The sequence below is a fragment of the Stutzerimonas stutzeri genome, assembly GCF_000590475.1.
GTDB classification, from domain to species: Bacteria; Pseudomonadota; Gammaproteobacteria; order Pseudomonadales; family Pseudomonadaceae; genus Stutzerimonas; species Stutzerimonas stutzeri_D.
The window spans coordinates 2,167,453-2,190,994 of sequence record NZ_CP007441.1; the positions used below are offsets into that span (position 1 = coordinate 2,167,453).

22 protein-coding genes and 2 pseudogenes are annotated in these 23,542 nt (G+C 61.6%); 15 read left to right on the forward strand and 9 right to left on the reverse strand.

Features of this window, described 5'->3' with window-relative positions:
- Window positions 1-262 precede the first annotated feature (262 nt).
- The 4 genes from CH92_RS10130 to CH92_RS10145 all read right to left on the reverse strand — a co-directional run bounded on the left by CH92_RS10130 (window position 263) and on the right by CH92_RS10145 (window position 4,577).
- On the reverse strand, window positions 263-1,603 hold the full coding sequence (locus tag CH92_RS10130; protein WP_025241663.1) for a short-chain fatty acid transporter: 1,341 nt from the start codon (window positions 1,601-1,603) through the stop codon (window positions 263-265).
- A gap of 160 nt (window positions 1,604-1,763) precedes the next feature.
- Window positions 1,764-2,945 carry an acetyl-CoA C-acetyltransferase gene (locus CH92_RS10135; protein ID WP_025241664.1) on the reverse strand — a complete coding sequence of 394 codons (1,182 nt, stop codon included), beginning with the start codon at window positions 2,943-2,945 and terminating at the stop codon, window positions 1,764-1,766.
- Window positions 2,946-3,194: 249 nt separating this feature from the next.
- Window positions 3,195-3,854 carry a CoA transferase subunit B gene (locus CH92_RS10140; protein WP_025241665.1) on the reverse strand — a complete coding sequence of 220 codons (660 nt, stop codon included), beginning with the start codon at window positions 3,852-3,854 and terminating at the stop codon, window positions 3,195-3,197.
- A 24-nt stretch (window positions 3,855-3,878) separates the two neighbouring features.
- Window positions 3,879-4,577, reverse strand: coding sequence for a CoA transferase subunit A (locus tag CH92_RS10145; RefSeq protein WP_025241666.1), 699 nt, complete (start codon window positions 4,575-4,577; stop codon window positions 3,879-3,881).
- A 154-nt stretch (window positions 4,578-4,731) separates the two neighbouring features.
- Here CH92_RS10145 and CH92_RS10150 point away from each other — a divergent pair, with 154 nt between their 5' ends.
- From CH92_RS10150 to pcaD, 9 genes are all read left to right on the forward strand, one after another.
- Window positions 4,732-5,631: a LysR family transcriptional regulator gene (locus tag CH92_RS10150; RefSeq protein WP_025241667.1), complete on the forward strand. Its 900-nt coding sequence runs from the start codon at window positions 4,732-4,734 to the stop codon at window positions 5,629-5,631.
- A 167-nt stretch (window positions 5,632-5,798) separates the two neighbouring features.
- A complete protein-coding gene (locus CH92_RS22430; RefSeq protein ID WP_336434124.1) occupies window positions 5,799-6,272 on the forward strand; it encodes a LysR family transcriptional regulator in 474 nt (157 codons plus the stop codon).
- Window positions 6,223-6,504, forward strand: coding sequence for a hypothetical protein (locus CH92_RS22435; RefSeq protein WP_336434113.1), 282 nt, complete (start codon window positions 6,223-6,225; stop codon window positions 6,502-6,504). The genes CH92_RS22430 and CH92_RS22435 overlap by 50 nt, the downstream gene beginning before the upstream one ends.
- Before the next feature lie 359 nt (window positions 6,505-6,863).
- Window positions 6,864-8,795, forward strand: coding sequence for a hybrid sensor histidine kinase/response regulator (locus CH92_RS10160; RefSeq protein WP_025241668.1), 1,932 nt, complete (start codon window positions 6,864-6,866; stop codon window positions 8,793-8,795).
- Between the two features lie 190 nt (window positions 8,796-8,985).
- On the forward strand, window positions 8,986-9,828 hold the full coding sequence (locus CH92_RS10165; RefSeq protein ID WP_025241669.1) for an IclR family transcriptional regulator domain-containing protein: 843 nt from the start codon (window positions 8,986-8,988) through the stop codon (window positions 9,826-9,828).
- 175 nt (window positions 9,829-10,003) lie between these two features.
- Window positions 10,004-10,861: a CoA transferase subunit A gene (locus CH92_RS10170; RefSeq protein WP_025241670.1), complete on the forward strand. Its 858-nt coding sequence runs from the start codon at window positions 10,004-10,006 to the stop codon at window positions 10,859-10,861.
- Window positions 10,858-11,640, forward strand: coding sequence for a CoA-transferase subunit beta (locus CH92_RS10175; protein ID WP_025241671.1), 783 nt, complete (start codon window positions 10,858-10,860; stop codon window positions 11,638-11,640). Before CH92_RS10170 ends, CH92_RS10175 begins: the two co-directional genes overlap by 4 nt.
- Window positions 11,637-12,842, forward strand: coding sequence for a 3-oxoadipyl-CoA thiolase (pcaF, locus tag CH92_RS10180; RefSeq protein WP_025241672.1), 1,206 nt, complete (start codon window positions 11,637-11,639; stop codon window positions 12,840-12,842). The genes CH92_RS10175 and pcaF overlap by 4 nt, the downstream gene beginning before the upstream one ends.
- A 251-nt stretch (window positions 12,843-13,093) precedes the next feature.
- Window positions 13,094-13,882: a 3-oxoadipate enol-lactonase gene (gene pcaD, locus CH92_RS10185; protein ID WP_025241673.1), complete on the forward strand. Its 789-nt coding sequence runs from the start codon at window positions 13,094-13,096 to the stop codon at window positions 13,880-13,882.
- A gap of 73 nt (window positions 13,883-13,955) precedes the next feature.
- Here the strand turns inward: pcaD and CH92_RS21625 are convergent.
- Both CH92_RS21625 and CH92_RS10190 read right to left on the reverse strand, forming a co-directional pair.
- Window positions 13,956-14,111: pseudogene (locus CH92_RS21625) on the reverse strand (OprD family outer membrane porin); the annotation flags it as partial.
- 223 nt (window positions 14,112-14,334) lie between these two features.
- Window positions 14,335-16,062, reverse strand: a complete 1,728-nt coding sequence (locus CH92_RS10190) for a tannase/feruloyl esterase family alpha/beta hydrolase (RefSeq protein ID WP_025241674.1) — start codon at window positions 16,060-16,062, stop codon at window positions 14,335-14,337.
- A 521-nt stretch (window positions 16,063-16,583) separates the two neighbouring features.
- Between CH92_RS10190 and CH92_RS10195 the strand changes: the two genes are divergently transcribed.
- Window positions 16,584-18,224 carry a Na+/H+ antiporter gene (locus tag CH92_RS10195; protein ID WP_025241675.1) on the forward strand — a complete coding sequence of 547 codons (1,641 nt, stop codon included), beginning with the start codon at window positions 16,584-16,586 and terminating at the stop codon, window positions 18,222-18,224.
- Here the strand turns inward: CH92_RS10195 and CH92_RS10200 are convergent.
- On the reverse strand, window positions 18,221-18,637 hold the full coding sequence (locus CH92_RS10200) for a hypothetical protein (protein ID WP_025241676.1): 417 nt from the start codon (window positions 18,635-18,637) through the stop codon (window positions 18,221-18,223). The genes CH92_RS10195 and CH92_RS10200 overlap by 4 nt on opposite strands.
- Before the next feature lie 198 nt (window positions 18,638-18,835).
- Here CH92_RS10200 and CH92_RS22285 point away from each other — a divergent pair.
- Both CH92_RS22285 and CH92_RS10210 read left to right on the forward strand, forming a co-directional pair.
- Window positions 18,836-18,934: pseudogene (locus CH92_RS22285) on the forward strand (AraC family transcriptional regulator); the annotation flags it as partial.
- A gap of 84 nt (window positions 18,935-19,018) precedes the next feature.
- Complete coding sequence (locus tag CH92_RS10210; protein ID WP_025241677.1) at window positions 19,019-19,345, forward strand: gamma-glutamylcyclotransferase family protein; 327 nt, start codon at window positions 19,019-19,021, stop codon at window positions 19,343-19,345.
- Window positions 19,346-19,372: 27 nt separating this feature from the next.
- Here CH92_RS10210 and CH92_RS10215 read toward each other — a convergent pair whose 3' ends face one another.
- Together CH92_RS10215 and CH92_RS10220 are read right to left on the reverse strand one after the other, a co-directional pair.
- Complete coding sequence (locus CH92_RS10215) at window positions 19,373-20,287, reverse strand: DMT family transporter (RefSeq protein WP_025241678.1); 915 nt, start codon at window positions 20,285-20,287, stop codon at window positions 19,373-19,375.
- Between the two features lie 169 nt (window positions 20,288-20,456).
- Window positions 20,457-20,882 carry a VOC family protein gene (locus tag CH92_RS10220; RefSeq protein WP_025241679.1) on the reverse strand — a complete coding sequence of 142 codons (426 nt, stop codon included), beginning with the start codon at window positions 20,880-20,882 and terminating at the stop codon, window positions 20,457-20,459.
- A gap of 116 nt (window positions 20,883-20,998) precedes the next feature.
- Between CH92_RS10220 and CH92_RS10225 the strand changes: the two genes are divergently transcribed.
- The 3 genes from CH92_RS10225 (at window position 20,999) to CH92_RS10235 (ending at window position 23,523) form a co-directional block, all read left to right on the forward strand.
- Complete coding sequence (locus tag CH92_RS10225) at window positions 20,999-21,886, forward strand: LysR family transcriptional regulator (RefSeq protein ID WP_025241680.1); 888 nt, start codon at window positions 20,999-21,001, stop codon at window positions 21,884-21,886.
- A gap of 86 nt (window positions 21,887-21,972) precedes the next feature.
- The gene (locus CH92_RS10230) at window positions 21,973-22,818 is read left to right on the forward strand and encodes an AraC family transcriptional regulator (RefSeq protein ID WP_025241681.1); all 846 of its coding nucleotides are present in this window, start codon (window positions 21,973-21,975) and stop codon (window positions 22,816-22,818) included.
- A gap of 105 nt (window positions 22,819-22,923) precedes the next feature.
- On the forward strand, window positions 22,924-23,523 hold the full coding sequence (locus tag CH92_RS10235; RefSeq protein WP_025241682.1) for a LysE family translocator: 600 nt from the start codon (window positions 22,924-22,926) through the stop codon (window positions 23,521-23,523).
- Window positions 23,524-23,542: the final 19 nt, after the last annotated feature.

A 23,542-nucleotide genomic window follows, 5' to 3' on the forward strand; every position in this document is an offset into this window, starting at 1 on the left:
TGACGCGCTGCTTCGCCAGATCAGCCGAATTGGCCTCAAAGAAAACCCCGCATTTGCGGGGTTTTTTTATTAGAGCAGGCCTGTTTTCAAACCCCGGTAGGGTGGATGTCGCTCTTTACATCCACCGTAACTCCGCTCGGTGGATCGGTGAAGCGTGATCCACCCTACGTGGAGTGGAGAGTGACACGGCAGGCGTGCTGTTGCTGTATCGCTTTGGTGGCCTGAAAGCCCACCCTTGGCGGCGCTATGCGTTTAATTCGCGTCAGCCGAAGATATACAGACACCCACCGATCACCAGCCCCGAGTACACCAGCATCAGCAGGCAATAGCCCATGATGTCGCGTGCACCCAGGCCAACGATGCCGAGGATCGGCAGTGCCCAGAACGGCTGAATCATGTTGGTCCAGGCGTCGCCCCAGGCGATTGCCATGGCCGTGACGGCGGGTGCCACACCGAGTGCCTGACCTGCCGGAAGCATGATCGGTCCCTGCACGGCCCACTGACCGCCCCCCGACGGCACGAAGACATTGACCAAACCGGCGCTAAGGAAGGCCAGCACGGGGAAGGTGTCGGCCGAGGACCAGGCGACGAAGGTGTCGGTGATCTGCTTGCCCAGCGACAGGCCGTCAGCGTTGGCGCCGACCATCATGCCCATGATCCCGGCATAGAAGGGAAACTGGATGACAATGCCGCTGATGCCGCCGATGCCGTCCTGCACCGCGCGCATGTAACGCTCCGGCGAGCCATGCAGTGCTAGCCCGATGAACAGGAACAGACCGATGACGATGTTTAGGGTCAGCGCGAAGCCGTTCTCGGCGAAGTAGTAGCCGAAATACACCACGCCCAAGGCGACGATGATCAGGTTGAGGATACGGCTGTCGTCCAGGCGCTGCGCCAGGGTATCGCGTGGCAGCGGTTCGTGTGCCGGGTCGGTCAGCAGCGCCGGGTCGGCGACCTTGGGATCCTTCGGATGCATCGCCCAGTTGAGGATCGGCAGGCCGATCACTAGCAACGCGATGATGGTCAGGTTCATGGTGGTGAACAGTGTGTCACCAACGCCAATGGCCGCGGTGACCACGCCGCCGGTCATGCGCTCCAGGTCCGCGCCGCCAGTGGCCAGCGACAGCGGGATCGAGCCGGACAACCCGCCGTGCCAGATCAGGAAGCCTGAATAGGCCGCGGCGACCAGCAACGGGTAGTCGACGCCTTTTACTTCACGGGCCAGTGCGCGGGCGAACACGGCGCCGATCACCAGGCCGAAGCCCCAGTTAATCCAGGAGCCGGCCAGGGCCACCAGGGTCACCAGCACCACGGCGCGTCCAGGCGTTTTGGCGGTTCGTGCCAGGCCAGCGAGCAATCGATGAATCAAGGGTGCGCTGGCCAGGGCATGGCCGGTCACCAGAATCAATGCCATCTGCATGGCGAAGGTCAGCAGGTTCCAGAAGCCCGTACCCCAGTGCTTCGCCATGGCAGGCAGACCCTGGCCAGTGATCAGCATGCTGGCGGCGAGCACGATGAGGCTGAGCAGAATGGCGAATACGAAGGGTGAGGGAAGGTAGCGCTGAACCAGTTTCACACTCATTGCTGTGATGTTCTGAAGCATTGTTGGGTCCTGTTTGTTTTTCTTTTGGGTACGCCGGCTGCAGCAATAACGCGGCAGCGCGACGGGAATATTTGAAAAATATCGCTGCAACTGCCGCTGCCTGGGCGCTTACACGACCGGGCAGCGGGGTGAAGCCTGCTTAAACGTAAACCGCGTCGCTTCAGTTACGTTCCAGTGCCAACGCAACGCCTTGACCACCACCGATGCACAGTGTGGCGAGACCTTTTTTCGCATCGCGACGGATCATTTCGTGCAGCAGGGTGACCAGCACGCGGCAGCCCGACGCACCGATCGGGTGGCCCAGGGCGATGGCGCCGCCGTTGACGTTGACCTTGCTCGCATCCCAGCCGAGCTCCTGGCCCACGGACAGCGCCTGGGCGGCGAAGGCTTCGTTTGCTTCGATCAGATCCAGCTCGTCCAACGACCAGCCGGCCTTGTCCAGACAGCGACGGGTCGCTGATACCGGTGCGATGCCCATGATGGCCGGGTCCACGCCGGCGTTGGCGTAGGCCTTGATCCGTGCCAGCACCGGCAGGCCGAGCGCCTTGGCCTTGTCGGCGCTCATCAGCAGCACCGCGGCGGCGCCGTCGTTGAGACTGGAGGCGTTGCCAGCGGTGACCGAGCCATCCTTCTTGAATGCCGGCTTGAGCTTCGCCAGGGACTCGGCGGTGGTCCCGGCACGAGGCTGCTCGTCGGTGTCGAAGCGCAGGGGCTCGCCTTTGCGCTGCGGAATCTTGATCGGGGTGATCTCATCCTTGAAGCGACCACCCTCGATGGCGGCGACGGCCTTCTGCTGCGAGGACGCGGCAAAGGCATCCTGGGCTTCGCGGCTGATCTGGTACTTGTCGACCAGATTTTCCGCGGTGATGCCCATGTGGAAGTCGTTGAAGGCATCCCATAGGCCGTCGCTGATCATCGAGTCGACCAACTCGGCATGGCCCATGCGCAAGCCGGTCCGAGCTTTAGGCAGGACGTAGGGCGCCAGGCTCATGTTTTCCTGGCCACCGGCGATGATCACCTCCGCGTCGCCGCAACGGATGGCCTGGGTGGCCAGATGCAGCGCCTTGAGGCCGGAACCGCACACCTTGTTCAGCGTGAAGGACGGCACGGCGTGAGGCAGGCCGGCTTTGATCGAAGCCTGGCGAGCGGGGTTCTGACCGGCACCGGCGGTCAATACCTGGCCGAGGATGACTTCATCGACGTCGGCGGGGTTTAGTCCGGTCTGTTCGAGCAGACGCTTGATCACGGCTGCGCCCAGATCCGGCGCGGCGATGTTGGCCAATGCGCCCTGGAACGAGCCGATGGCGGTACGGGTGGCGGCAACGATAACAACGTCTTGCATGGCGGTTTCCTCAATCTGAAACAGGAAAACAGACTGTGTGAAAACAACTTCGCTCGGTAATGCAGCGTTAAAAACAGGCTCGGATGCGAGCTCAGTCGCAATGCTCATTTACAGCTCGTAAACTCGAGTGCGAGCCCAGTCCGCTTTCTCGCCTGTTTTTGCCTGCCTAACCTTCGCTCGCTACGTTTTCACACGGTCTGTAGAGCCTCGCGTGCATTTGCGCATCGCGAGGCTTTTATCGGCACTGGATCAGCCGAAGGTCATTTCCGGTACATGGTCCGGCACCACAAGTTCACCGGCGGTTTTCGCGATGATTTCCTCGACGCTTACGCCCGGCGCGCGTTCCTTGAGGACGAAGGCGCCGTTCTCGATCTCCAGGTAAGCCAGATCGGTCAGTACGCGCTTTATGCAGCCGGCACCGGTCAGCGGCAGGGTGCACTTGGGCAGCAACTTGGATTCGCCGTCCTTCGAAGCGTGCGTCATCAGCACGATGATGTTCTCGGCGCCAGCGACAAGATCCATCGCGCCGCCCATGCCCTTGACCAGTTTGCCAGGGATCATCCAGGAGGCGATGTTGCCTTGTACGTCGACCTCGAACGCACCGAGCACGGTGAGATCGATATGCCCGCCGCGGATCATCGCGAAGGACTCGGCGGAGTTGAAGATGGAGGCGCCGATGCGCGCGGTAACGGTCTGCTTGCCGGCGTTGATCATGTCGGCGTCGAGCTCTTCTTCAGTTGGGAAGGTTCCCATGCCGAGCAGGCCGTTTTCTGACTGCAGCATCACTTCCATGCCCTCGGGCACGTAGTTGGCGACCAGGGTCGGGATACCGATGCCGAGGTTCACATAGTAGCCGTCCTGCAATTCGCGGGCGACGCGCTGGGCCATTTGTTCCCGGGAAAGTGCCATAGTCTGTTCCTCTTATTTTTTTGATCAGGCGCGGACGGTGCGCTTTTCGATGCGCTTCTCGAAGGTGCCGCAGATGATGCGGTCGACGTAGATGCCGGGCGTGTGGATCTGGGTGGGATCGATCTCGCCGGGCTCGACGATTTCTTCGACTTCGACCACGGTGATCTTCGCGGCGGCAGCGGCCAGTGGATTGAAGTTTTGCGCCGTGTGGCGGTAGATGACGTTGCCATAGCGGTCGGCCTTCCAGCCCTTGACGATGGCGAAGTCTCCGGTGATGGCGTGTTCGAGGATGTGTGGACGACCGTTGAATTCACGTACGTCTTTGCCTTCGGCGATAGGGGTGCCGTAACCGGTCGCGGTGTAGAAGGCCGGAATGCCAGCACCGCCCGCGCGCATCTTCTCAGCCAGCGTGCCCTGAGGCGTCAGCTCGACTTCCAGCTCGCCATTGAGCAGCTGCTTTTCGAACAAGGCGTTCTCGCCGACATAAGAGGCGATCATCTTGCGGATCTGCCGGTCCTCCAGCAGCACGCCTAGGCCGAAACCATCGACGCCACAGTTGTTGGATACCACGGTCAAATCGCGCGTGCCCTTGCGCTTGATCTCGGCGATCAGGTTTTCAGGAATCCCGCACAGACCGAAGCCGCCGGCCAGTACGGTCATGCCGTCCTGGAGCCCGCCGAGGGCTTCGGCGTAGGAATTCACGCGCTTGTCGAAACCAGCCATAAACCATTCCTTCTTGTTGTTGGAGGACGTGAGAGTCGTTGCCGTCGAGTGTTCCTGCGGAGATGTGATTTGTTAAGTTGATTTTTAAGCGTTATTAATTGGTAAAACAGAATAATGTTTGCCGTTGGTACGCCTAATTGACCTGGACACTTCGATGACTGTTAAGCAACTCCGAGCGTTTCTGTCCGTGGCCCACGCCCTTAGCTTCGCCCAGGCCTGCGAGCGTCTGCATCTTTCGCAATCGGCCCTGAGCCTTACCATCAAGGCGCTGGAGGATGGTTTGGGTGGACGCCTGTTCAGCCGCACCACGCGAGCCGTCAGCCTTACGCCCGAAGGCGAGGCGCTGTTGCCCCTGGCGCGGCGGTTGCTGGCCGACTGGGATAACGCCGAGGACGAGTTGCGCCAGCGCTTCACGTTGAAGCAGGGCAGGGTGGCGCTGGCCTCGATGCCATCCTTCGCCGGCAACCTGCTGCCGGCCGTGCTGCGCACCTTCAGCGACCAATACCCCTCGATCAGCGTTACCGTGCATGACGTGATCAACGAGCAGGTGATGGAAATGGTCCGTGATCGTCAGGTGGAGCTGGGCATCGCATTCGAGCCTGAGCCGAGCACGCCGCTGACCTTCACACCGCTCTATACAGACCGTTTCGTGGCGGTGGTGCCGGCCGATTCGACGTTGGCGAGCCAGGCCGAAGTGAGCTGGGACGCCTTGCTCGAACAGCCCTTCATTACCTTGCAGCGCCCGTCCACCGTGCGCGTCATGCTCGAAGATCACTTGCGACCACGCGGCCTCCAGCTGCCGGTGCAATTCGAGAGTCATCAATTGGCTACGGTCGGGCGTATGGTCGCCAGCGGCCTGGGTGTCAGCGCCGTACCGGCACTGTGTCGCGCGCAGATGCTGGAACTCGGCGCGCGGTGCGTGGCCCTGGACGATCCGGTGATCGAAAAGCCGGTCGGTATTCTGACCAAGCCTGGCCATGAACTGTCGGTTGCGGCTCAGGCCATTGCCGACGCCTTGCGCGCCGAACAGGGTTATCCAGGTCTCCTGCGCTGAATAGGCTGAAGCCGGCATTCGGTTTCACCAACAATCGCTACGACTTCAATCATCGGCAATGGACCGCAACACCGACATCTCCATGGATGACTTGCTGTATCCGAGGCGCTTCTTCGAAAGGTACAAGTTCACCTCCGGCGAGCCGCCGTCCGACACTCTGCGCGAGCATCACTGAGGCTGCGTGTCTTTCAGCGGCAGCGCGCGAACTCGGGACGACTCGGCCGACCGTCAGCAAGACGATGGCTGCGCTCGAGCGGCAGCTTGGCGCTCGCTTGCTAACCCGCACTACCGCCCACCTGTTGCCCACCGAGGCGGGCAAGCGCTTCTACCAACGAGCCCGGCGCGTACTCGACGAGTACAACGAGGCGGTAGTAAAGGCGCGCGGGCAGGCCGAACGGCCGGAAGGCCATCTGCGAGTCAACGTGCCGGTCAGCCTGGGTGTACTGCGATTGAACGCGCTGATGATGGAGTTTATGCGGCGCTATCCGGCAATCGATGTCGAGTTGAGCTTCAATGACCGCTTTGTCGATCTCACTGAGGAATCGATTGACGTTGTGTTGCGACTGGGCGGGAACGCCTCCGCTCGATGCGGTGGCGCGTCGGGCGGCAGCCTCGCCACGGTACCTGGTCGCTGCGCCTGAACTGCCGGCGGCACCCAGAGTGCAGCGCCCTGAAGAACTTCACGGGCTACCTTATCTCAGGTTCGCCTGGCTGGCCGCCGGCCCCACGCTTGAACTGACCCACGAAAATGGAGCTACGTCGCGCATCACCCCGCAGGGCCGCTACACTGTGAATAGCTCGTTGGCGATTCGTGGAGCCTGTTGCTCAACGCCGGGGGCAGCGTTGCACTGGCGTGGTTGGTGGATGGTCTGATCGAGTCGGGCGCGCTGGAAGGGTGCTCCCCCAGCGGCGGGGGCAAGTTCATGAGGCATTTCTGGTCTATCCCCTCCGACGCTATCAGCCGTTGCGGGCGCGTTTGTTGCTGGAGTTTCTTGAACAACGCGTACCGCTTCTGCCTGGCTTCGAGCGGATTAGTGCCGTGGGGGGAAGACCGTATCGCCCATACTCTTGCCAGCACGAACGATCTGGCGTTCAACGGATCGATTCAGGCGAAACGGTACAGGCTGCCCGTTTGATCGAACCCCAGCCTGAGACGTAGCAGACCTCCAATTTTCTTTTCTCCGTCGGGCTGGTCATAATCCCGACTGAATTACTCGGCTGTGGATATTTTCATGCAAAAGGTTGCATCTTCGAATGCGCCAATGGAGGTGCAAGATCGATACCGCCTGCTGATCGACGCAGTGACCGATTACGCCATCTATATGCTCGACCCCAACGGCAAAGTTGCCAGTTGGAACGCGGGCGCGAAGCGCTTCAAGGGGTATGAAGAAGCTGAAATCCTCGGCCAGCATTTCTCCCGCTTCTATACCGATACTGATCGCGCTGCGGGTTTGCCCCAGCGCACGCTGGATACCGCTACAGACGAAGGTCGCTTTGAAGGGGAAGGCTGGCGTGTGCGAAAGGACGGTACACGTTTCTGGTGTCATGTGGTGGTCGATCCGATTTTGTCGTCCACAGGCACTTTGCTCGGTTTTGCCAAGATCACCCGTGATTTGACCGAGCGAAAGATGGCGGAAGAGTCGCTTAAACAGAGCGAACAGCAGTTCCGCTTGTTGGTTCAAAGCGTCACCGATTACGCCATTTACATGCTGGACCCGAGCGGGGTGGTGACCAACTGGAACCAGGGTGCTCAACGTATCAAGGGCTACCTGCCAGAAGAGATTATCGGTCGGCACTACTCGGTATTCTTCACCGAGGAGGACCGACATAACGGCGCGCCCCAGCGCGGTCTCGCAACCGCGTTGCAGGAGGGGCGGTTCGAGAGCAAGGGCTGGCGTGTGCGCAAGGACGGCTCACGTTTTTTTGCCAACGTGGTGGTCGATCCGATCCGCAGCGACACCGGCGCCCTGATAGGTTTCGCCAAGGTTACCCGCGATATCACCGAGAGCGTCGAAGCCCAGCGCGAGCTGGAGAGGGCGCGCGAGGCGCTGTTCCAGGCACAGAAAATGGAGTCGCTCGGTCGGCTGACTGGCGGTATCGCCCACGACTTCAATAACCTTCTGATGGCGGTCCTTGGCGGACTGGAAATCGTGCGTCGGCGGGTTCCGGATGATCCGACAATTGTCCCGTTGCTCGAAAACGCTATCCATGGAGCCCAACGAGGCATCTCTTTGTCTCAGCGCATGCTGGCGTTCGCGCGTCGCCAGGAACTCCATCTTGAAGTGGTCGAGGTGCCAGCTCTGGTGCAGGGCATGGCCGACTTGCTTCGACAGTCGCTCGGCCCTGGTATCCAAATCGAAACCCGTTTCCCTCTCTCGCTCAATCCGGTTCTGGCGGACGTCAATCAATTCGAAATGGCGCTGCTCAATCTGGCGGTCAACGCCCGGGATGCGATGCCGGACGGCGGTACCGTCACCATTTCCGCTCGTGAGCATAGACTCGATTCGGCAGAGGGTTCGCTAGCGCCCGGAAACTACCTTCGCTTGGCCGTGACGGACGAAGGCGAAGGCATGGACGAGGCGACGCTGGAGCAGGCGATGGAGCCATTTTTCACCACCAAGGATGTCGGCAAGGGGACGGGATTGGGCCTCTCGATGGTCCATGGCCTGGCCGAACAATCGGGTGGCCGGCTGTTGCTCAAGAGCGAAAAGGGCCGCGGCACCACCGCTGAGTTGTGGCTACCGCTCGCGTCAGATGCCAACGTGCCGATTGCAGCAACATCGTTAGAAGTGCCTGAGCCGCAGCGCCCTGTGGCGCTCAATGTTCTGGTGGTAGATGACGATCCCCTGGTCCTTATGACTACCGCCGCGATGCTCGAGGAGCTCGATTGCCATATTTACGAGGCGAGTTCAGCGGAGCTTGCGCTGGAAGTGTTGACGCAGCATGAAGTCGATCTGGTGCTGACCGATCAGGCCATGCCTCGGATGACCGGATCACAATTGGCCGACGTCATCAGGCAGCGGTATCCAGCGCTGCCGATAATCCTCGCCACTGGTTATGCCGACAACCTGAGTGGGCTGGCCGGCGCGCTCCCCAGACTCGATAAACCTTTCAACCAGGACATGCTGGCGAAAAGCATTGCTTCGGCTATGAGCCGGTCTTGATAGTCACCTGTCGAGCCAGGCCCCGATCAGGGCTCGTCCTGCGGCGCGTCAAAGCAGTCTGATCTTCAGCCACACATGGCAATTGCTGTAAGCCGGCTCGTTGCGGCGGAGCGCCGATCTAGAGCGGTTTTGCGATTATCGATCACTTGGACGATAATCGAACGCTGCTTTCCGACAAGGTTGCCCGCCCATGAATGATGAATCCTGCGCTCGTAGCGTCCCGATGGCACCGGCGATCATCGCGTCGCCGGCCAAGCGAATCGAAGCGCTGACCGGCGACCCGAACTTCATGACCTCGTTGGCACGCGGGCTGGCGGTGATTCACGCATTCCAGGAGCGCAAGCGCCATCTGACCATTGCTCAGATCAGCCATCGCACCGAGATCCCCCGCGCGGCGGTGCGGCGCTGCCTGCACACGCTGATCAAGCTCGGCTACGCCACCACAGATGGCCGTACCTATTCGCTATTGCCCAAGGTGCTGACGCTCGGCCATGCTTATCTGTCCTCGACGCCGCTGGCGGTCACGGCACAGCCGATCCTCGATCGCCTCAGCGATCAACTCCACGAAGCCTGTTCGATGGCGACCCTGGAGGGCGACGAGGTGCTTTATGTGGCGCGCTCAGCCACACCGCAGCGCTTGATCTCTGTCGATCTCAGCGTGGGCAGCCGGCTGCCGGCTTATTGCACTTCCATGGGGCGCATATTGCTGGCCGCGCTGGACGATGCGGCGCTGGACGATTATCTGGAACATGCCAATCTGCAGATCAAGACAAGCCGCACGCTGCACACGCCGGAGGCCATCCGAGCGTCCATCGAGGACATTCGGCAGCAGGGTTGGGTGATCATCGATCAAGAACTGGAAGTAGGTCTGCGTTCGCTGGCCGTGCCGCTGAAGGATTCCGCCGGCCAGGTGCTGGCTGCGCTGAATGTCGGCACTCATGCCAGCCGGGTAACCAAGCAGGAACTGGAAACGCGCTTCCTACCGGTCTTGCTGGAAGCGAGCAAGGAATTGAGTACCCGACTGTTTCATTGAGCGAGCCCCTGACTACGGGTCGCAAGTAGTGAGAGGGCATGTTCGGATAGCTCGGATGTTGTGTTCGATAATCGCACGATGATTCGATTATCGGATTGTTCTATGGCCGTTCGATGTTTAGTGTTTGCCTCATACGCGGATTCGTTCGCTATTGACATCAATACGAGACATGACCATGGCCGAGCTCCTCCCTCTAAACGAGGCGATCGATCGCTTCGTCAGCAACGGTGATACCGTCGCTCTTGAAGGCTTCACCCATCTGATTCCCACTGCTGCCGCGCACGAAATCATCCGTCAGAACAAAAAGGACCTGACCCTGGTCCGGATGACGCCCGACCTCGTCTATGACCTGCTGATCGGCGCCGGATGCGCGACAAAGCTGGTGTTCTCCTGGGGCGGTAATCCCGGTGTCGGCTCGCTGCATCGTCTGCGCGACGCGGTGGAGAAGCAATGGCCACAGCCATTGGAGATCGAAGAACACAGCCATGCCGACTTGGCCAACGCCTACGTTGCCGGTGCCTCCGGCCTGCCGTTCGCGGTGCTGCGTGCTTACCTCGGATCCGACCTGCCGAAGGTCAACCCGATGATCAAGTTCATCGAGTGCCCCTTTACCGGGGAAAAGCTCGCGGCGGTGCCCAGCGTGCGTCCGGATGTCACGGTGATTCACGCACAGAAGGCCGATCGCAAGGGCAACGTGCTGATTGCAGGGATCCTCGGCGTGCAGAAGGAGGCGGCTCTGGCGGCCAAACGTTGCATCGTCACCGTCGAAGAAATCGTCGACGATTTGCAGGCACCGATGAATGCCTGCGTGCTGCCGACCTGGGCCCTGAGCGCCGTTTGCCTGGTGCCGGGCGGCGCACATCCGTCCTATTCGCATGGTTATTACGAGCGCGACAACCGCTTCTATCAGCTGTGGGATCCGATCGCCCGGGACCGCGACACCTTCACCGCCTGGGTCGACGAATTCATTCGCGGCACCGAGAACTTTGAAGCATTCCAGGCCAAGCTGGCCGCGCAGCAGGGGGCCAAGTGATGGACTATTCGACCAACGAAATGATGACCGTGGCCGCCTCCCGCCGCCTGGGCGATGGCAGCGTCTGCTTCGTCGGCATCGGCCTGCCGTCCAAGGCGGCCAACCTGGCGCGCCTGACCCATGCACCGGATGTGGTGCTGATTTACGAATCCGGACCCATTGGCGCCAAACCGTCAGTGCTGCCTTTATCCATTGGCGATGGCGAGCTCGCCGAAACCGCCGACACGGTAGTGCCGACTGGCGAGATCTTCCGCTACTGGCTGCAGGGCGGTCGCATCGACGTGGGTTTCCTCGGTGCTGCGCAAGTCGATAAGTACGGCAACATCAACACCACGGTGATCGGCGACTATCACCAACCGAAAGTTCGCTTGCCAGGGGCGGGCGGGGCGCCGGAAATTGCCGGGTCGGCCAAGCAGGTGCTGATTATTCTCAAGCAGTCGCACCGCACCTTCGTCGACAAGCTGGCGTTCATCACCTCGGTCGGCTTTGGTGAGGGCGGTGACCACCGCAAGCAGCTCGGCCTGCCAGGCAATGGGCCGGTGGGCATCATTACCGACCTGTGCATCATGGAGCCGGAAACCGGGTCCAACGAATTCGTGGTGACCTCGCTGCACCCGGGCGTGACCCGCGCGCAGGTGACCGAGAACACTGGCTGGGCCATCCGTTTCGCCGACACCTTGAGCGAAACAGCAGCGCCCACCGAGACTGAACTGGAGGCTCTGCGCGCGCTGGAAGCCCGCACGGCCGCCGCCCACGGACAATCTGGAGGTGACGAGTGACACGCGACGTCTTTATCTGTGATGCCGTACGTACGCCCATCGGCCGCTTCGGCGGCTCCCTGGCCGCGGTGCGTGCCGACGACCTGGCCGCCACGCCGATCAAAGCCCTGCTGGAGCGCAATCCCGGGCTCGATCCGGCGGCCATTGAAGAAGTCTTCATGGGCAGCGCCAACCAGGCCGGCGAGGACAACCGCAACGTAGCGCGCATGGCCGCGCTGCTGGCCGGGTTGCCGGAAACCGTGCCGGGCGTGACCTTGAACCGCCTATGTGCATCAGGCATGGATGCCGTGGGCAGCGCTTTCCGTGCCATCGCCTGCGGCGAAATGGAGTTGGCGATTGCCGGTGGCGTCGAATCCATGACCCGCGCGCCGTACGTGATGGGCAAGGCCGATTCGGCATTCGGTCGCACGCAAAAGATCGAGGACACCACCATTGGCTGGCGCTTCATCAATCCGAAGATGAAGGAGATGTACGGCGTCGATGCCATGCCGCAGACCGCCGACAATGTGGCCGAAGAGCATAAGATCAGCCGCGAGGACCAGGACGCTTTCGCTTTGCGCAGCCAGCAGCGCACCGGCAAGGCGCAGGCCGCCGGTTTCTTTGCCGAAGAGATCGTTCCGGTGGTGATCAAGGGCCGCAAGGGCGACACCGTGGTCGATACCGACGAGCATCCACGTCCCGATACCACCGCCGAGGCGCTGGCCAAGCTCAAGCCGGTCAACGGGCCGGACAGGACCGTCACCGCGGGCAATGCCTCGGGTGTCAACGACGGCGCGGCTGCGCTGATTCTTGCCAGCGCCGAAGCCGTACAGAAGTACGGCCTCACGCCACGTGCCAAGGTGCTTGGCATGGCCAGCGCTGGTGTTGCGCCGCGCGTCATGGGCTACGGCCCGGTGCCGGCTGTACGAAAGTTGTGCGAGCGGCTGAATGTGGCCGTTGGCGACTTCGATGTGATCGAGCTCAACGAGGCGTTCGCCGCCCAGGCGCTGGCCGTCACCCGCGATCTGGGTCTGGAAGACGATAGCCCCAAGGTCAACCCTCAAGGCGGTGCGATCGCCCTCGGCCACCCGCTGGGCATGAGCGGTGCGCGCCTGGTGCTGACCACCGTGCATGCGTTGGAGAAGACCGGCGGCAAGCTGGGCCTGGCAACCATGTGTGTCGGTGTTGGTCAGGGCCTGGCACTGGCGGTCGAGCGCGTCTGACCCGCTGCGCGTAGATGGTGGGCTGAAGCCCACCCTACGCCAGCGCCCACTCACTGACCCTTTGCTTGGCCAAGTTGAGCTGTAGCGGCACGCCGCCAGTCAAACTAGGCAGCTTCCACGCATTGTGGCGGCTCACTGCCGCTCTAGCAGGGTGGGCTTCAGCCCACCGTGAACTTGTCACGGCAGTCGTCAGCCCATCGTCTTTAGCTCGTTTGCGGCTACTGTTAGATCAACATTCAAGAGAGCTTCCTATGCCCAGCGTAAAACTCGCCGATGGCGAACTGAATTACCGTTTCGATGGCCCAGCCGACGCGCCGGTGCTGGTGCTGTCTAATTCGCTCGGGACCACGCTCGAAATGTGGGACTCGCAGGTGCCGGCTTTCAGCGAACACTTTCGGGTATTGCGCTATGACACACGCGGGCACGGCGGCTCAACCGTTACGCCGGGGCCATACAGCATCGAGCAGCTCGGTCGTGACGTGCTGGGGTTGGTAGATGCGCTGGGAATCGACCGCTTCGCCTTTTGCGGTCTGTCCATGGGCGGGCTGATCGGTCAGTGGCTTGGGATCAACGCGGGCGAGCGGCTGATACGGCTGGTGGTCTGCAATACCGGCGCGAAGATCGGCACCGACGAGGTATGGAACGAACGTATCGACACCGTGCTGAAAGGTGGTGAGCAGGCCATGCGCGACATGCGTGATGCCTCCATCGCACGCTGGTTCACGCCGGCCTTCGCCGGGCGTGAGCCGGTCCAGACCCATCGTCTCACTCAGATGATCGCCAGCACCTCGCCGGCCGGCTACGCGGCCAATTGCGCGGCGGTGCGGGACGCCGACTATAGTGACCAGCTCGGCGCGATCAAGCTTCCCACGCTGATCGTCTGTGGCGGCCAGGATCCTGTCACCACACCCGAGCACGGACGCTTCATCCAGGACCGTATCGCCGACGCCGAGTTGGTGGAGCTCGAGGCGGCGCACCTGTCCAACGTCGAGGCTGACGACGATTTCACCCAGCGCGTACTGGCTTTTCTCCGCGGCTGATCCAATGAAAAACCGGGCCACAACGGCCCGGTAAAGATCAATGAGGAGAGGTGCGGTGTCTACAGCCCTGTTGTTACCAGCGCGCCAAGGTGTAGCTGAGGATCAGGCGGGTTTCGTTCAGATCGGCGCCAAAGTTGCTGCGCACCGTAGCGTTGCGCACCTTCATGCCGAAGTTCTTCAGCGTACCGTTCTGCACCACATACGCAATAAGGGTGTCGCGCTCCCACTCAGCAGTCACATGTTTTTTCTTATTAGCTAAGATTGTCCGCCGGGTTGGGCATGTTCAGAACGGCGGAATCATCGATGTCCAGACGACGCTGCCGTCAGCCGGGCGGGAGTTTCCGTGGTCGCGCCGACATCGGCTCGACTACGGCGTAGGTTTAATGGGACACAATCCCTAAAGCTGCACGGATGGCACGCTCGCAGCTGATGGATCACTCCCATCCGACGGTTCAGTGCCGGCCTTTCTGACTTTTCACGCAGACAAAGCTCGAGGCGTCGTTTACATCGCCGCGGCTCTTGTACTTCGGCCAGGCGGGATACTCGCAGAGTGGCCGGGTACGGCCAGGCACGGCGACGGTATCGGTGACGATCTGCCGCTTGGGCGCGATGCCCCGTTCGACCCAGTTCTCCAGTGCCGTCAACGAATCCCAGGCAGCGTTGAATACCGTGCTGGCGGCGTGGGCGTAGCCGGGGATCTCGTAATAGCGCATGAATCGTCGGGTCTGTCCGACGCCCATGTCACGTTGAACGCGCCGGTAGTACTCGGCGGTGGCGCGGGTGCTGACCAACTGATCCGAGGTGCCGTGAGCCATTAGAATCTTTCCGCCATGGGCGACGAAGTCCGACAGGTCCGTCTGGTTGACGTCCTGGCGAAGCGACAGGGCGTCGACCCGCGCCCGCCATGGACCGAGGTTGGCTGGATCCAACGTCAGCGAATTGAACGCCGGATTGCGGGTCACGAAGTAACGCACCCACTCATCCCAGAAGCCTGAATGGTAGGGCGCGCCTTCGGCGAAACCCGTGCCGTGCACCGGCATCGGATAATCAGGTTGCAAGGTATTCAACCCCAGCCGATTGACCACCAGTTGCAGGCCCTCACCGGGGCGGCCCAGATCCGTGCCCCAGGTATTGAAGCCTGGGTAGCCGCGCTCGCCGCTGGCCAACGGTTGGCTGAAGCGGATCGGCGTATCGAAGACTTTCAAGGCGTTGATCTGAGCATCGGACAGGCAGCTATCGCCAGTATCGACGCCAGCAGGGCAGCGTAATGGACGGCCGTTCAGTTTGGCTTTCGCCGGATCGAACCGAGCGTTGCATGCCGCTTGATTGCTGATCACCCGGTCCAGGGCGCCATCCAGTTTGTCGCAGGCCTGCATGGCTGACTCCAGCAATGCGGAGCGCTTTGCCAGGCTGGGAAACGCGCCGGGGGCAGCCAGCGCGCGGGTAACGCGACCGAACTGCAGGTCCAGCGCCGCCGCGTTGTAGGCGGGGTAGAGGACGATTGCCCCGTTGAAATCCTTCGGCCATTGCTGCACCACCGCGAGAGCCTCCCGACCGCCAGTGGAGCCGCCGGCGAAATAGCTGCGCACCGGGTGCTGGCCGTAACGCTGTTCGATCAGGTAGATCGCGGTATCACGCGTTTTCTTCAGCGCGTCATGGGCGTAGTTGGCCAGCGCTTCTTCGTTCCAGGCGAAATCACCGGGACTGATCGGGTTGGCCACATGGCCCGAGTCGCTGCCGAATACGGCATAGCCGCGGCCCAGCGGCGTCGGTTGGTTTGCAGGCCCGGCCGGAACGTTGCCGACAACGTTGGGAACGGTGCCGTTGTAGCCGCCACCGCCATACATCATCGCTTTGCTGTTCCACTGTTCGGGTAGTGCGATGCGCATCTTGATGGTTGGCGCGCTCGGGTCGACCGGGGCGATTTCCACGTTCAGGTCGCAATACGGGCCGAATGTCTGCGGTGCGGTACCGCCGCCTGGTACCGAGGTTGCGGATATCACCCTGGCGCCCGATGTAGGCAGAGCAATCACTGCGGCGGGAACCCTAGCTGCGGACAACTCGCTGCAGCCGGCGGCAAATGTAGATTTTGCAATTGCCAGCGCCAGCAAGGCCGGTATCGCCAGCAGTAGACGCGACGACCCGGCGCGGCGTGCGCGGGTTGCACGGGGTGCTTTCATGAGGGCTTCCTTCTTCTTGTTGTTGTCGTGCCCCGCGGCAGACGCCACGAGGCGAGTGCGCCCGGGCGACGGATACGGCAGCGGCCAGGCGTATCGGATAGAGCCAAAGCCGTGCCAGGCGCAACTGTCGCGGCTCGACTCCCGATAATCGGTCGCTGCACCCTGGCGCGCCGCTCTAGCGCCACAACCTAAGGGTAGATGGGTTTACGTCGGCGCGACGGCCGTCCAGCGGAGGCGATATAAATGGGAAAAATGCCGGGCCGGCTGGACATGATGTCCAGCGACTCGGACACCGACAGACGGTGAGGTCCGGTGCAAATAATCCCTCATTGGCGAGTGACGGTTGCTCTAGGGCGCGACGTCTGATGCTACAAGCGCTGGAACGCCGCTTCGTTGGCTTTAGTTCGAACGGATCTGACGAACGAGGCGGCTATGCCCAAACACATGGCTATACTTTTTCGCATGCGTTATCAGCCGCTAGCGCCCCGCCGATTACCCTTAACAAAGAGCCCACCGGCCCCATGGAAACGCTTTACCTGATTTTCTTGCTGTTGCTTGCGGTAGGTGCAAGCCGCGTTCTGGCCAATGTCGTACCTCTACCACTGCCGATCCTCCAGATCATCATGGGCAGTGTGCTGGCGCTTCCGCCGTTCGGCATGGGGGTCGAGCTACAACCTGAAATTTTCATGCTGCTGTTCATTCCGCCGTTGCTGTTCTACGACGGCTGGAAAATTCCCAAGCGCGAATTCACCGAGCACAGCGCGGAAATGACTGCCATGTCGCTGTTGCTCGTGCTGATCATCCTGGTCGTGGTCGGTTACTTCATCCACTGGCTGTTGCCCGCTATTCCGCTCGGTGCAAGCTTCGCGCTGGCGGCCATTCTGTCGCCAACCGATGCGCTGGCGGTGATCGCCATTGCCCAGGGCAGACTCCCACGGCATATGGCGCACCAGCTCGAAGGCGAGGCGATGATGAATGACGCCACCGGCCTGGTGTCCTTCAAGTTCGCGCTGGCTGCGGCGATCACCGGCTCGTTCTCGATGGTCAGTGTGACGGGCGAGTTTTTCGTCATCGCCCTCGGCGGGCTGGCCATCGGTGCCGGCCTGAGTTGGGCGGTCGGTAAGGCCAAGCAGTGGATGACGGCGCGTGACCTGTTCGATCCCTCGACCTACGTGGTGATGATCCTGCTGCTGCCCTTTGCCGCGTTTTTCCTCGCTGAGCATGCGGGGATGTCCGGCATTCTCTCGGCGGTGGCGGCGGGGATGATACAGAGCCGCATCGACATGCTGCCGGTGAAGACCAGCACGCGCATTCTCAACCGCAGCATCTGGGAGATGCTCGATTTCAGCTTTAACGGCTTGGTCTTCCTGCTGTTGGGGCTGCAATTCCCACGCATCGTCGAGCGCGTTTGGGAGGCCGCTGGACATGAAACCTACCGCATGCCGATGCTGATATTCAGCGCGCTGGCCATCATGGCGCTGTTGCTGGTGATCCGGTTCATGTTCGTCTTCGCCTACCACTGGGGGGAAGCGCGTGTGCTTCGTCTGCTCGGCAAGACGGTGCAGCCCAAGCCGCTTCCCTTGTTTTCCGCGCTGAGCGCAGTGGCGGGTGTGCGTGGGGCGATCACCCTTGCCGGCGTGCTGTCGATTCCGCTGATGATCGGCGACACCCCGTTCCCGGGCCGCGATCTGATGATCTTCCTCGCCGCGGCGGTGATCATCCTGTCGTTGCTGGTGGGTGCTCTGGGGATTCCGTTTTTTCTAAAGAAGCTGCCTAGCAACGACGTCGAAGAGCACCGGGAGGAGCTGAAGAAGGCTCGCCGGACAGCCGCCCAGGCAGCAGTCAGCTGGCTGGAAAACTGGAAGCAGGCCAACCCCGTCGATGATCCTGACCAGGTGCTGCTTCGTAGCGAAGTGACGGCACGGGTGACCGAGTCCTACCGCAAGGACATCGAAGCCTTGATGGATCACCACGAGCGAACCAACCAGGCCCGCGAGACGATGGCCCTGGAGCGCGATATCCGCATGCAGGCCATCGGGGTGCAGCGCAAGGAGCTCTACCGGATGCGCAAACGCTACGTCATTGACGAGCAGATGCTGCAAACACTGCTACGTGAACTGGACTACGAGGAAGCAGCGCTCGGTTCGGGGGAACCCGTCTAGCGCCCCGCCAGATCCTGGTGCGGCTCGGGTTCGAGCACAGCGATGGTATGGTCGCTGTGCTTGAACGACACCAGTTGGGCCAGCCAGACCTGCAGCACGGACGAGTTGGACATCCGACTGCGCATCGCGACGGTCAGGATCTCGCGAGCGATGGTTACCATTGCGCCCTTGCTGCCGAGAAAATGCCAGTTGAACCAACCGTCGCCATATGTGAGTGGCGTTTTCTGTCCGGGGGGCAGCGGAATGTAGACCTTGACCGACAGGTCGAACAGCACTTCCGGCTTGGAAATGATCAGCAACTTTACGTCCGCCACCTTGCTCAACCAGTAGCGATGATCGAAGCGACCTCCAGTCAGCTCCGCAGACTGGCTCAGGGCATCGTTGATCAGCGCTCGATTATCGATGAGTTGCACGGTGTGGCTCCGCTTGCAGATGGGCGATACCGACCTTGGCACCCGCCGCGATGAACGGGGCAGGGTGAAGAGCCGGCTGACTGATGCCGCGAGACGTACCGAAAGATACGTTTCGCCTGGCATGCCGGGTTATCGGTAGATCGTCGCTTTTGTTTAGCCCGTCCGAGTCGGTCCCCACCACAAAAACGACGTGGCCCTGATGAGGTCGGCTACGAAGGTCCATCGGCGCTGGCCCTTGCCTTCCGCCGGAAGACGGGTGCCAGTCCTCGGGAATGGCAGGCCGCAGCGAGTGCGTGATAGCGCGTCCTATCGCTCGGCGATTAGACAATGTTGACGATGATCTTGGCTGGGCCGCGCCCGCCACCGTGTGGGGGATTGAAGATGGAACGGCTTTTCGTATACGGCTCGCTGGCACCCGGACGGCCGAACGAACACATCCTGGCCGGCGTGCCCGGCTCCTGGGAAGCGGCGAGCGTGACGGGCACGCTGCGTGCAGAGGGCTGGGGCGCCGCAATGGGGTTCCCCGGGCTCGACCTGGGGGAGCAGGGCGACACCATCGAGGGCCTGGTTTTCAGCTCCGATCAGCTAGCTGATCACTGGGAAAGGCTCGACGCATTCGAGGGTGACGCCTATATGCGCACACCGGCCGCCGTGCAGCTCGCCAGCGGCCAGACAGTCGAGGCATATGTCTACGCGCTACGGAAGTGAGTGCCCGAGGCTAGCCGCATGCGCGGGCTACCGTCTCCATACCGACGCGATCCAGCCATAGCCACTGACCAGTACGATGCCGCTCAGCGCCAGAATCGCCCCGGCAATGAAGCTGGGCTCGACCGGCTCGGCCAGCAGCCATGCACCGAGCGCAACGCCTAGCAATGGCGTGAGAAAGGACAACACACCAAGCCGCGACGCGAGATAGCGGCGCAGCAAGGCAAACCAAAGTAGAAAGCTGGCAAAGGAGACGATCAGCGACTGGAAGCCCAGGCTCAGCCAGACCAGTGGAGTCGGATTGAAAGTGGTGTGACCGATCAGAGCGGCGATAGGAAGCAGCAGTACGAAACCCATCAGCAGCTGATACAGGAGCGTCTGGGTTGCCGGCAGTGAAGAGAGCCGAGAGGCGCGGATCAGCACTGTGGTTGCGCCCCAGGCAGCGCCGGCCAGCAGGGCAAGAAAGTCGCCCCACAGCACGCTGGTTAACCCGGCGTCAGCACCGGCGCCGCGCAGGAAGGCCACAGCAATTCCGGCGAAGGCCAGACCCACGCCAACCCACTGCAGCAGGGCGAGGCGCTCGTTTGGCAGTTTCCAGTGCAGACCGAGGGCCGCGAACACCGGCGCGGTGTAGACGAATACCACGACATGTCCGGCGGAGGTGTGCCGAACGGCTTCGCCTACCAGCAGGAACTCCAGAGCAAAGCAGATACCGGCCAGACATCCTGGCTTCCACATGCCCTGCGCGACGGTCAGTCGTTCGCGACGCCAGAGCATCAATGTCGCGACCAGCAGTGCTCCGATGCCCGACCGCAGGGCGATCTGCAACACAGGAGAGAAATCCGCTGCGGTCGCCTTCAATGCGATCTGTTGCGCACTCCAGATCAGGCAGAGCAGTAGCATCAGACCAACGGCCATCGCATCCAGAGGTTTACGGGAGTCCATCGATGCGTCTCGGCAGGGCGTAAGGCTGGGTGATCATTGTCAGGCGAGCCGCTATCCGTCGTCTGACTCGAATCGACCCTTGCTCAGATGTCATAGACCGGACTACGCGGCGCTGTCACCTGACTATCACTGCGCGCCGCCCCGGCCTGGCATCGGACTGCGAACGCGGTCATTTGGCGAACAGCTGGCTCATATCCTTGAATGCCTTGAATTCCAGCGCATTGCCGCAGGGATCGAAGAGGAACATGGTGGCCTGCTCGCCGACCTGGCCCTGGAAGCGCACATAAGGCTCGATGACGAACTGGGTGCCCAAAGCGCGCAAGCGCTCGGCCAATGCTTCCCACTCCGGCCAGCTCAGTACGATGCCGAAGTGCGGCACCGGCACGTCATGACCGTCCACCGCGTTGGTGTGCGCGGCGTCCTGCGTCTGGGTCTTGGGGTGTTCATGGATCACCAGTTGATGCCCATAGAAGTCGAAGTCGACCCAATGCTCGGACGAACGTCCTTCGGCAAGGCCGAATACTTCTCCGTAGAAATGGCGGGCCGCTGGCAAGTCGTAAACGGGAATCGCAAGGTGAAACGGGGAGAGGCTCATCGGGGCTTCCTTTTTCTGATTAGAACGACAATGGTCATTCTGGCCGATTTGTCGCGCTCGCCAACAACGGATATGTTTTGATTCGAGCCTCAAAAAAATCGATCAGAAAGACGCCCATGATTCGAGAGATAAAAACCTTCCTGGCCATTGCTCGGTGCGGCAGCTTCGCGGCGGCAGGCAACCAGATCGGCTTGACACAATCTGCTGTGAGCGCCCAGATAAAAAATCTCGAAGAGAGCTTAGGCCTGCGTTTGTTCGATCGAACCGGGCGTTCAGCGCACCTCAATGCCGCCGGGTTGCGCGCGTTGCCGCTGGCCGAGCAGATTCTTGAGACGTTCGCACAGATGGGCCAGCCCGAGTCGCTGACTGAATATCGTGGCGAGCTGCGTATCGGCGCGATCGCCACGGTTCAGACCGGGCTGCTGCCGCCGGTTCTGTTGCGCTTGCGGCGTGAGGCGCCAGGCGTAGCGCCCAAACTCGTCCCGGGTGTTTCGCTGAACCTGCTGTCACAGGTCGATGCGGGCGATATCGACCTGGCGGTGATGATCCGCCCGCCGTTTGCGTTGCCCAAGGAGCTGCATGCCGAGCTGATCCAGCAGGAGCCGTTCGTTTTGATCGCGCCTTTGGAAACCGAAGGTGAGGACCCGTTCCAGCTGCTCGCCGATTACCCCTTGGTGCGTTACGACCGGAGTTCGTTTGGTGGTCGCCAGGTCAGTTACTTCTTGCGCAAACACCGATTGGAGGTGCGCCCAGGGCTCGAGCTCGACGAGCTCGACGCGATCGTCAAGATGGTAGAAAGCGGACTGGGCGTGGCGCTAGTGCCCAAAGCCGGACTCTGGTTGGAGCGTGAACCGACGGTTCGCATACTGCCGCTCGGCAGTGCCACCTTCTATCGCGAACTGGTGCTGGTCAGCCGCCACAGCGCGCAGCAGTTGCCGCTGCATCAGTTGCTTCGACGATGCCTGCGAAGCGCGCTGAGTGACGGTGAAGGGCACCCTGCCTGAGCGCCTGCACGAATGTTCCAGACATACGTTTGGCTCCGTATTAGGATCACCCTTCGCACGCTGAATACTTCTGCCCCGAGCGCTCGATGCATACCGATGATCGTAGCTGGATCACCCTTCGCCAGGATGCCGATACCGGTATCGAGACCATTCGTGCGCACTTCGAGGGCCATGCATTCGACCCTCACTGGCATGACAGCTATTTGATTGGCTTCACCGAACAAGGTGTTCAGCAATTCAGTTGCCGGGGTGCGTTGCACAAGAGCACGCCCGGCCAGATCTTTCTTGTCGAGCCCGGTGAGATCCACGACGGTGACGCACCTGTCGACGGCGGGTTCACCTATTCAATGCTTTACCTGGAGCCGACCTGGCTTGCGCGGGAGTTGCGTACGCTTGACGATACGCCGCTAGCCTGTGGTGTACCTGGATTCGATAGAACCCTGACGGAGCGCCCCCAGCTGCTAAGTGCCATCGCGAACGCGTTCCACGCGCTGGAGCAACGCGACCTGCGCATCGTGCGCGAGACGGCACTTGATGAGCTGCTGCTAAACCTGGACGACCACTTACGCTGGCGACAATCACGGCAAAACGATCCACGCCTGCCGCGTGTCGCCATTCGTGCGCGCGAATACCTTCATGCGCATTTTGACCAGGATATCGGTCTGGACGAGTTGGCTGCAGTGACGGACGTCAGTCGATTTCGCTTGTCCCGGGCGTTCAAAGCGGCGTTCGGGCTCGCACCGCATGCTTACCTCATCCAGTTGCGCCTGGCACGGGCGCGACATCTGCTGGCCCGAGGACAAGCGCCTGCCGAGGTCGCCTCCATCCTCGGCTTTGCCGACCAGAGCCACCTTGGCCGATGGTTTCGACGCGCTTACGGCCTGACCCCGGCGCACTACCGCACGCGCTGCTCGAATCTTCCAGACGACTGATTACTCGGCTCTCAGAATGGTGGCCTGTACCCACTCAGGAGCCAGCACGATGAGCGATATTTCCAGTTGTGCCCTGCGAAGCCGCTGCGGTCGGGAGCGTCGGCCATGATCGAGCTGCTGCCGTTTGTCTTGTTTGCGTTCGTGGCATCCATCACGCCAGGGCCGACCAATGTGCTGGTGCTCAGCCACAGCGTGCGCTTCGGTGTGCTTGGCGCTTTGCCAATCGTTCTGGGTGGCTGCGCAGGTGCCACCCTGGTGGTGCTGGCGGTTGGCCTCGGCGTTGGCGATGCGGTGGCGACGCATACTCTGCTGCAGAGCCTGATGAAGGGGCTCGGTATCCTCTGGCTGAGCTATCTCGCCTGGCAGATCTATACGAGTCCGGAACCCGAACGCGTAGAGGACCAGGCGGCGGGGTCGCGTATCGGCTTCCTGGCCTCGGCAGGCTTGCAGCTGGTCAATCCCAAGGCCTGGATGATGGCTATTGCGGTCATTAGTGTATTTGCCCGCCCCGGCGCGGAGCGCTGGCATGACGTTGCGCAGCTATCACTGGTGTTCTTCTGCATTTCCCTGCCTTGCCTGGGCGCTTGGGCGCTCCTCGGACGAGGTGCGGCAGCGCTCCTGGGATCCAGGGCACGGCGGGTAGTATTTAATCGGAGCCTGGCGGTACTGTTGCTGCTGTCTGCCTTGGCGACGTTATTGCCGTGATTGCCTGTAGTCGTGGTCG

Bases quoted from the DNA above. Each gene is read 5' to 3' on its own strand.
- CH92_RS10130 (WP_025241663.1), bottom strand. From the start codon at position 1,603: ATGCTTCAGAACATCACAGCAATGAGTGTGAAACTGGTTCAGCGCTAC.
- CH92_RS10135 (WP_025241664.1), bottom strand. From the start codon at position 2,945: ATGCAAGACGTTGTTATCGTTGCCGCCACCCGTACCGCCATCGGCTCG.
- CH92_RS10140 (WP_025241665.1), bottom strand. From the start codon at position 3,854: ATGGCACTTTCCCGGGAACAAATGGCCCAGCGCGTCGCCCGCGAATTG.
- CH92_RS10145 (WP_025241666.1), bottom strand. From the start codon at position 4,577: ATGGCTGGTTTCGACAAGCGCGTGAATTCCTACGCCGAAGCCCTCGGC.
- CH92_RS10150 (WP_025241667.1), top strand. From the start codon at position 4,732: ATGACTGTTAAGCAACTCCGAGCGTTTCTGTCCGTGGCCCACGCCCTT.
- CH92_RS10160 (WP_025241668.1), top strand. From the start codon at position 6,864: ATGCAAAAGGTTGCATCTTCGAATGCGCCAATGGAGGTGCAAGATCGA.
- CH92_RS10165 (WP_025241669.1), top strand. From the start codon at position 8,986: ATGAATGATGAATCCTGCGCTCGTAGCGTCCCGATGGCACCGGCGATC.
- CH92_RS10170 (WP_025241670.1), top strand. From the start codon at position 10,004: ATGGCCGAGCTCCTCCCTCTAAACGAGGCGATCGATCGCTTCGTCAGC.
- pcaD (WP_025241673.1), top strand. From the start codon at position 13,094: ATGCCCAGCGTAAAACTCGCCGATGGCGAACTGAATTACCGTTTCGAT.
- CH92_RS10190 (WP_025241674.1), bottom strand. From the start codon at position 16,062: ATGAAAGCACCCCGTGCAACCCGCGCACGCCGCGCCGGGTCGTCGCGT.
- CH92_RS10195 (WP_025241675.1), top strand. From the start codon at position 16,584: ATGGAAACGCTTTACCTGATTTTCTTGCTGTTGCTTGCGGTAGGTGCA.
- CH92_RS10210 (WP_025241677.1), top strand. From the start codon at position 19,019: ATGGAACGGCTTTTCGTATACGGCTCGCTGGCACCCGGACGGCCGAAC.
- CH92_RS10215 (WP_025241678.1), bottom strand. From the start codon at position 20,287: ATGGACTCCCGTAAACCTCTGGATGCGATGGCCGTTGGTCTGATGCTA.
- CH92_RS10220 (WP_025241679.1), bottom strand. From the start codon at position 20,882: ATGAGCCTCTCCCCGTTTCACCTTGCGATTCCCGTTTACGACTTGCCA.
- CH92_RS10225 (WP_025241680.1), top strand. From the start codon at position 20,999: ATGATTCGAGAGATAAAAACCTTCCTGGCCATTGCTCGGTGCGGCAGC.
- CH92_RS10230 (WP_025241681.1), top strand. From the start codon at position 21,973: ATGCATACCGATGATCGTAGCTGGATCACCCTTCGCCAGGATGCCGAT.
- CH92_RS10235 (WP_025241682.1), top strand. From the start codon at position 22,924: ATGATCGAGCTGCTGCCGTTTGTCTTGTTTGCGTTCGTGGCATCCATC.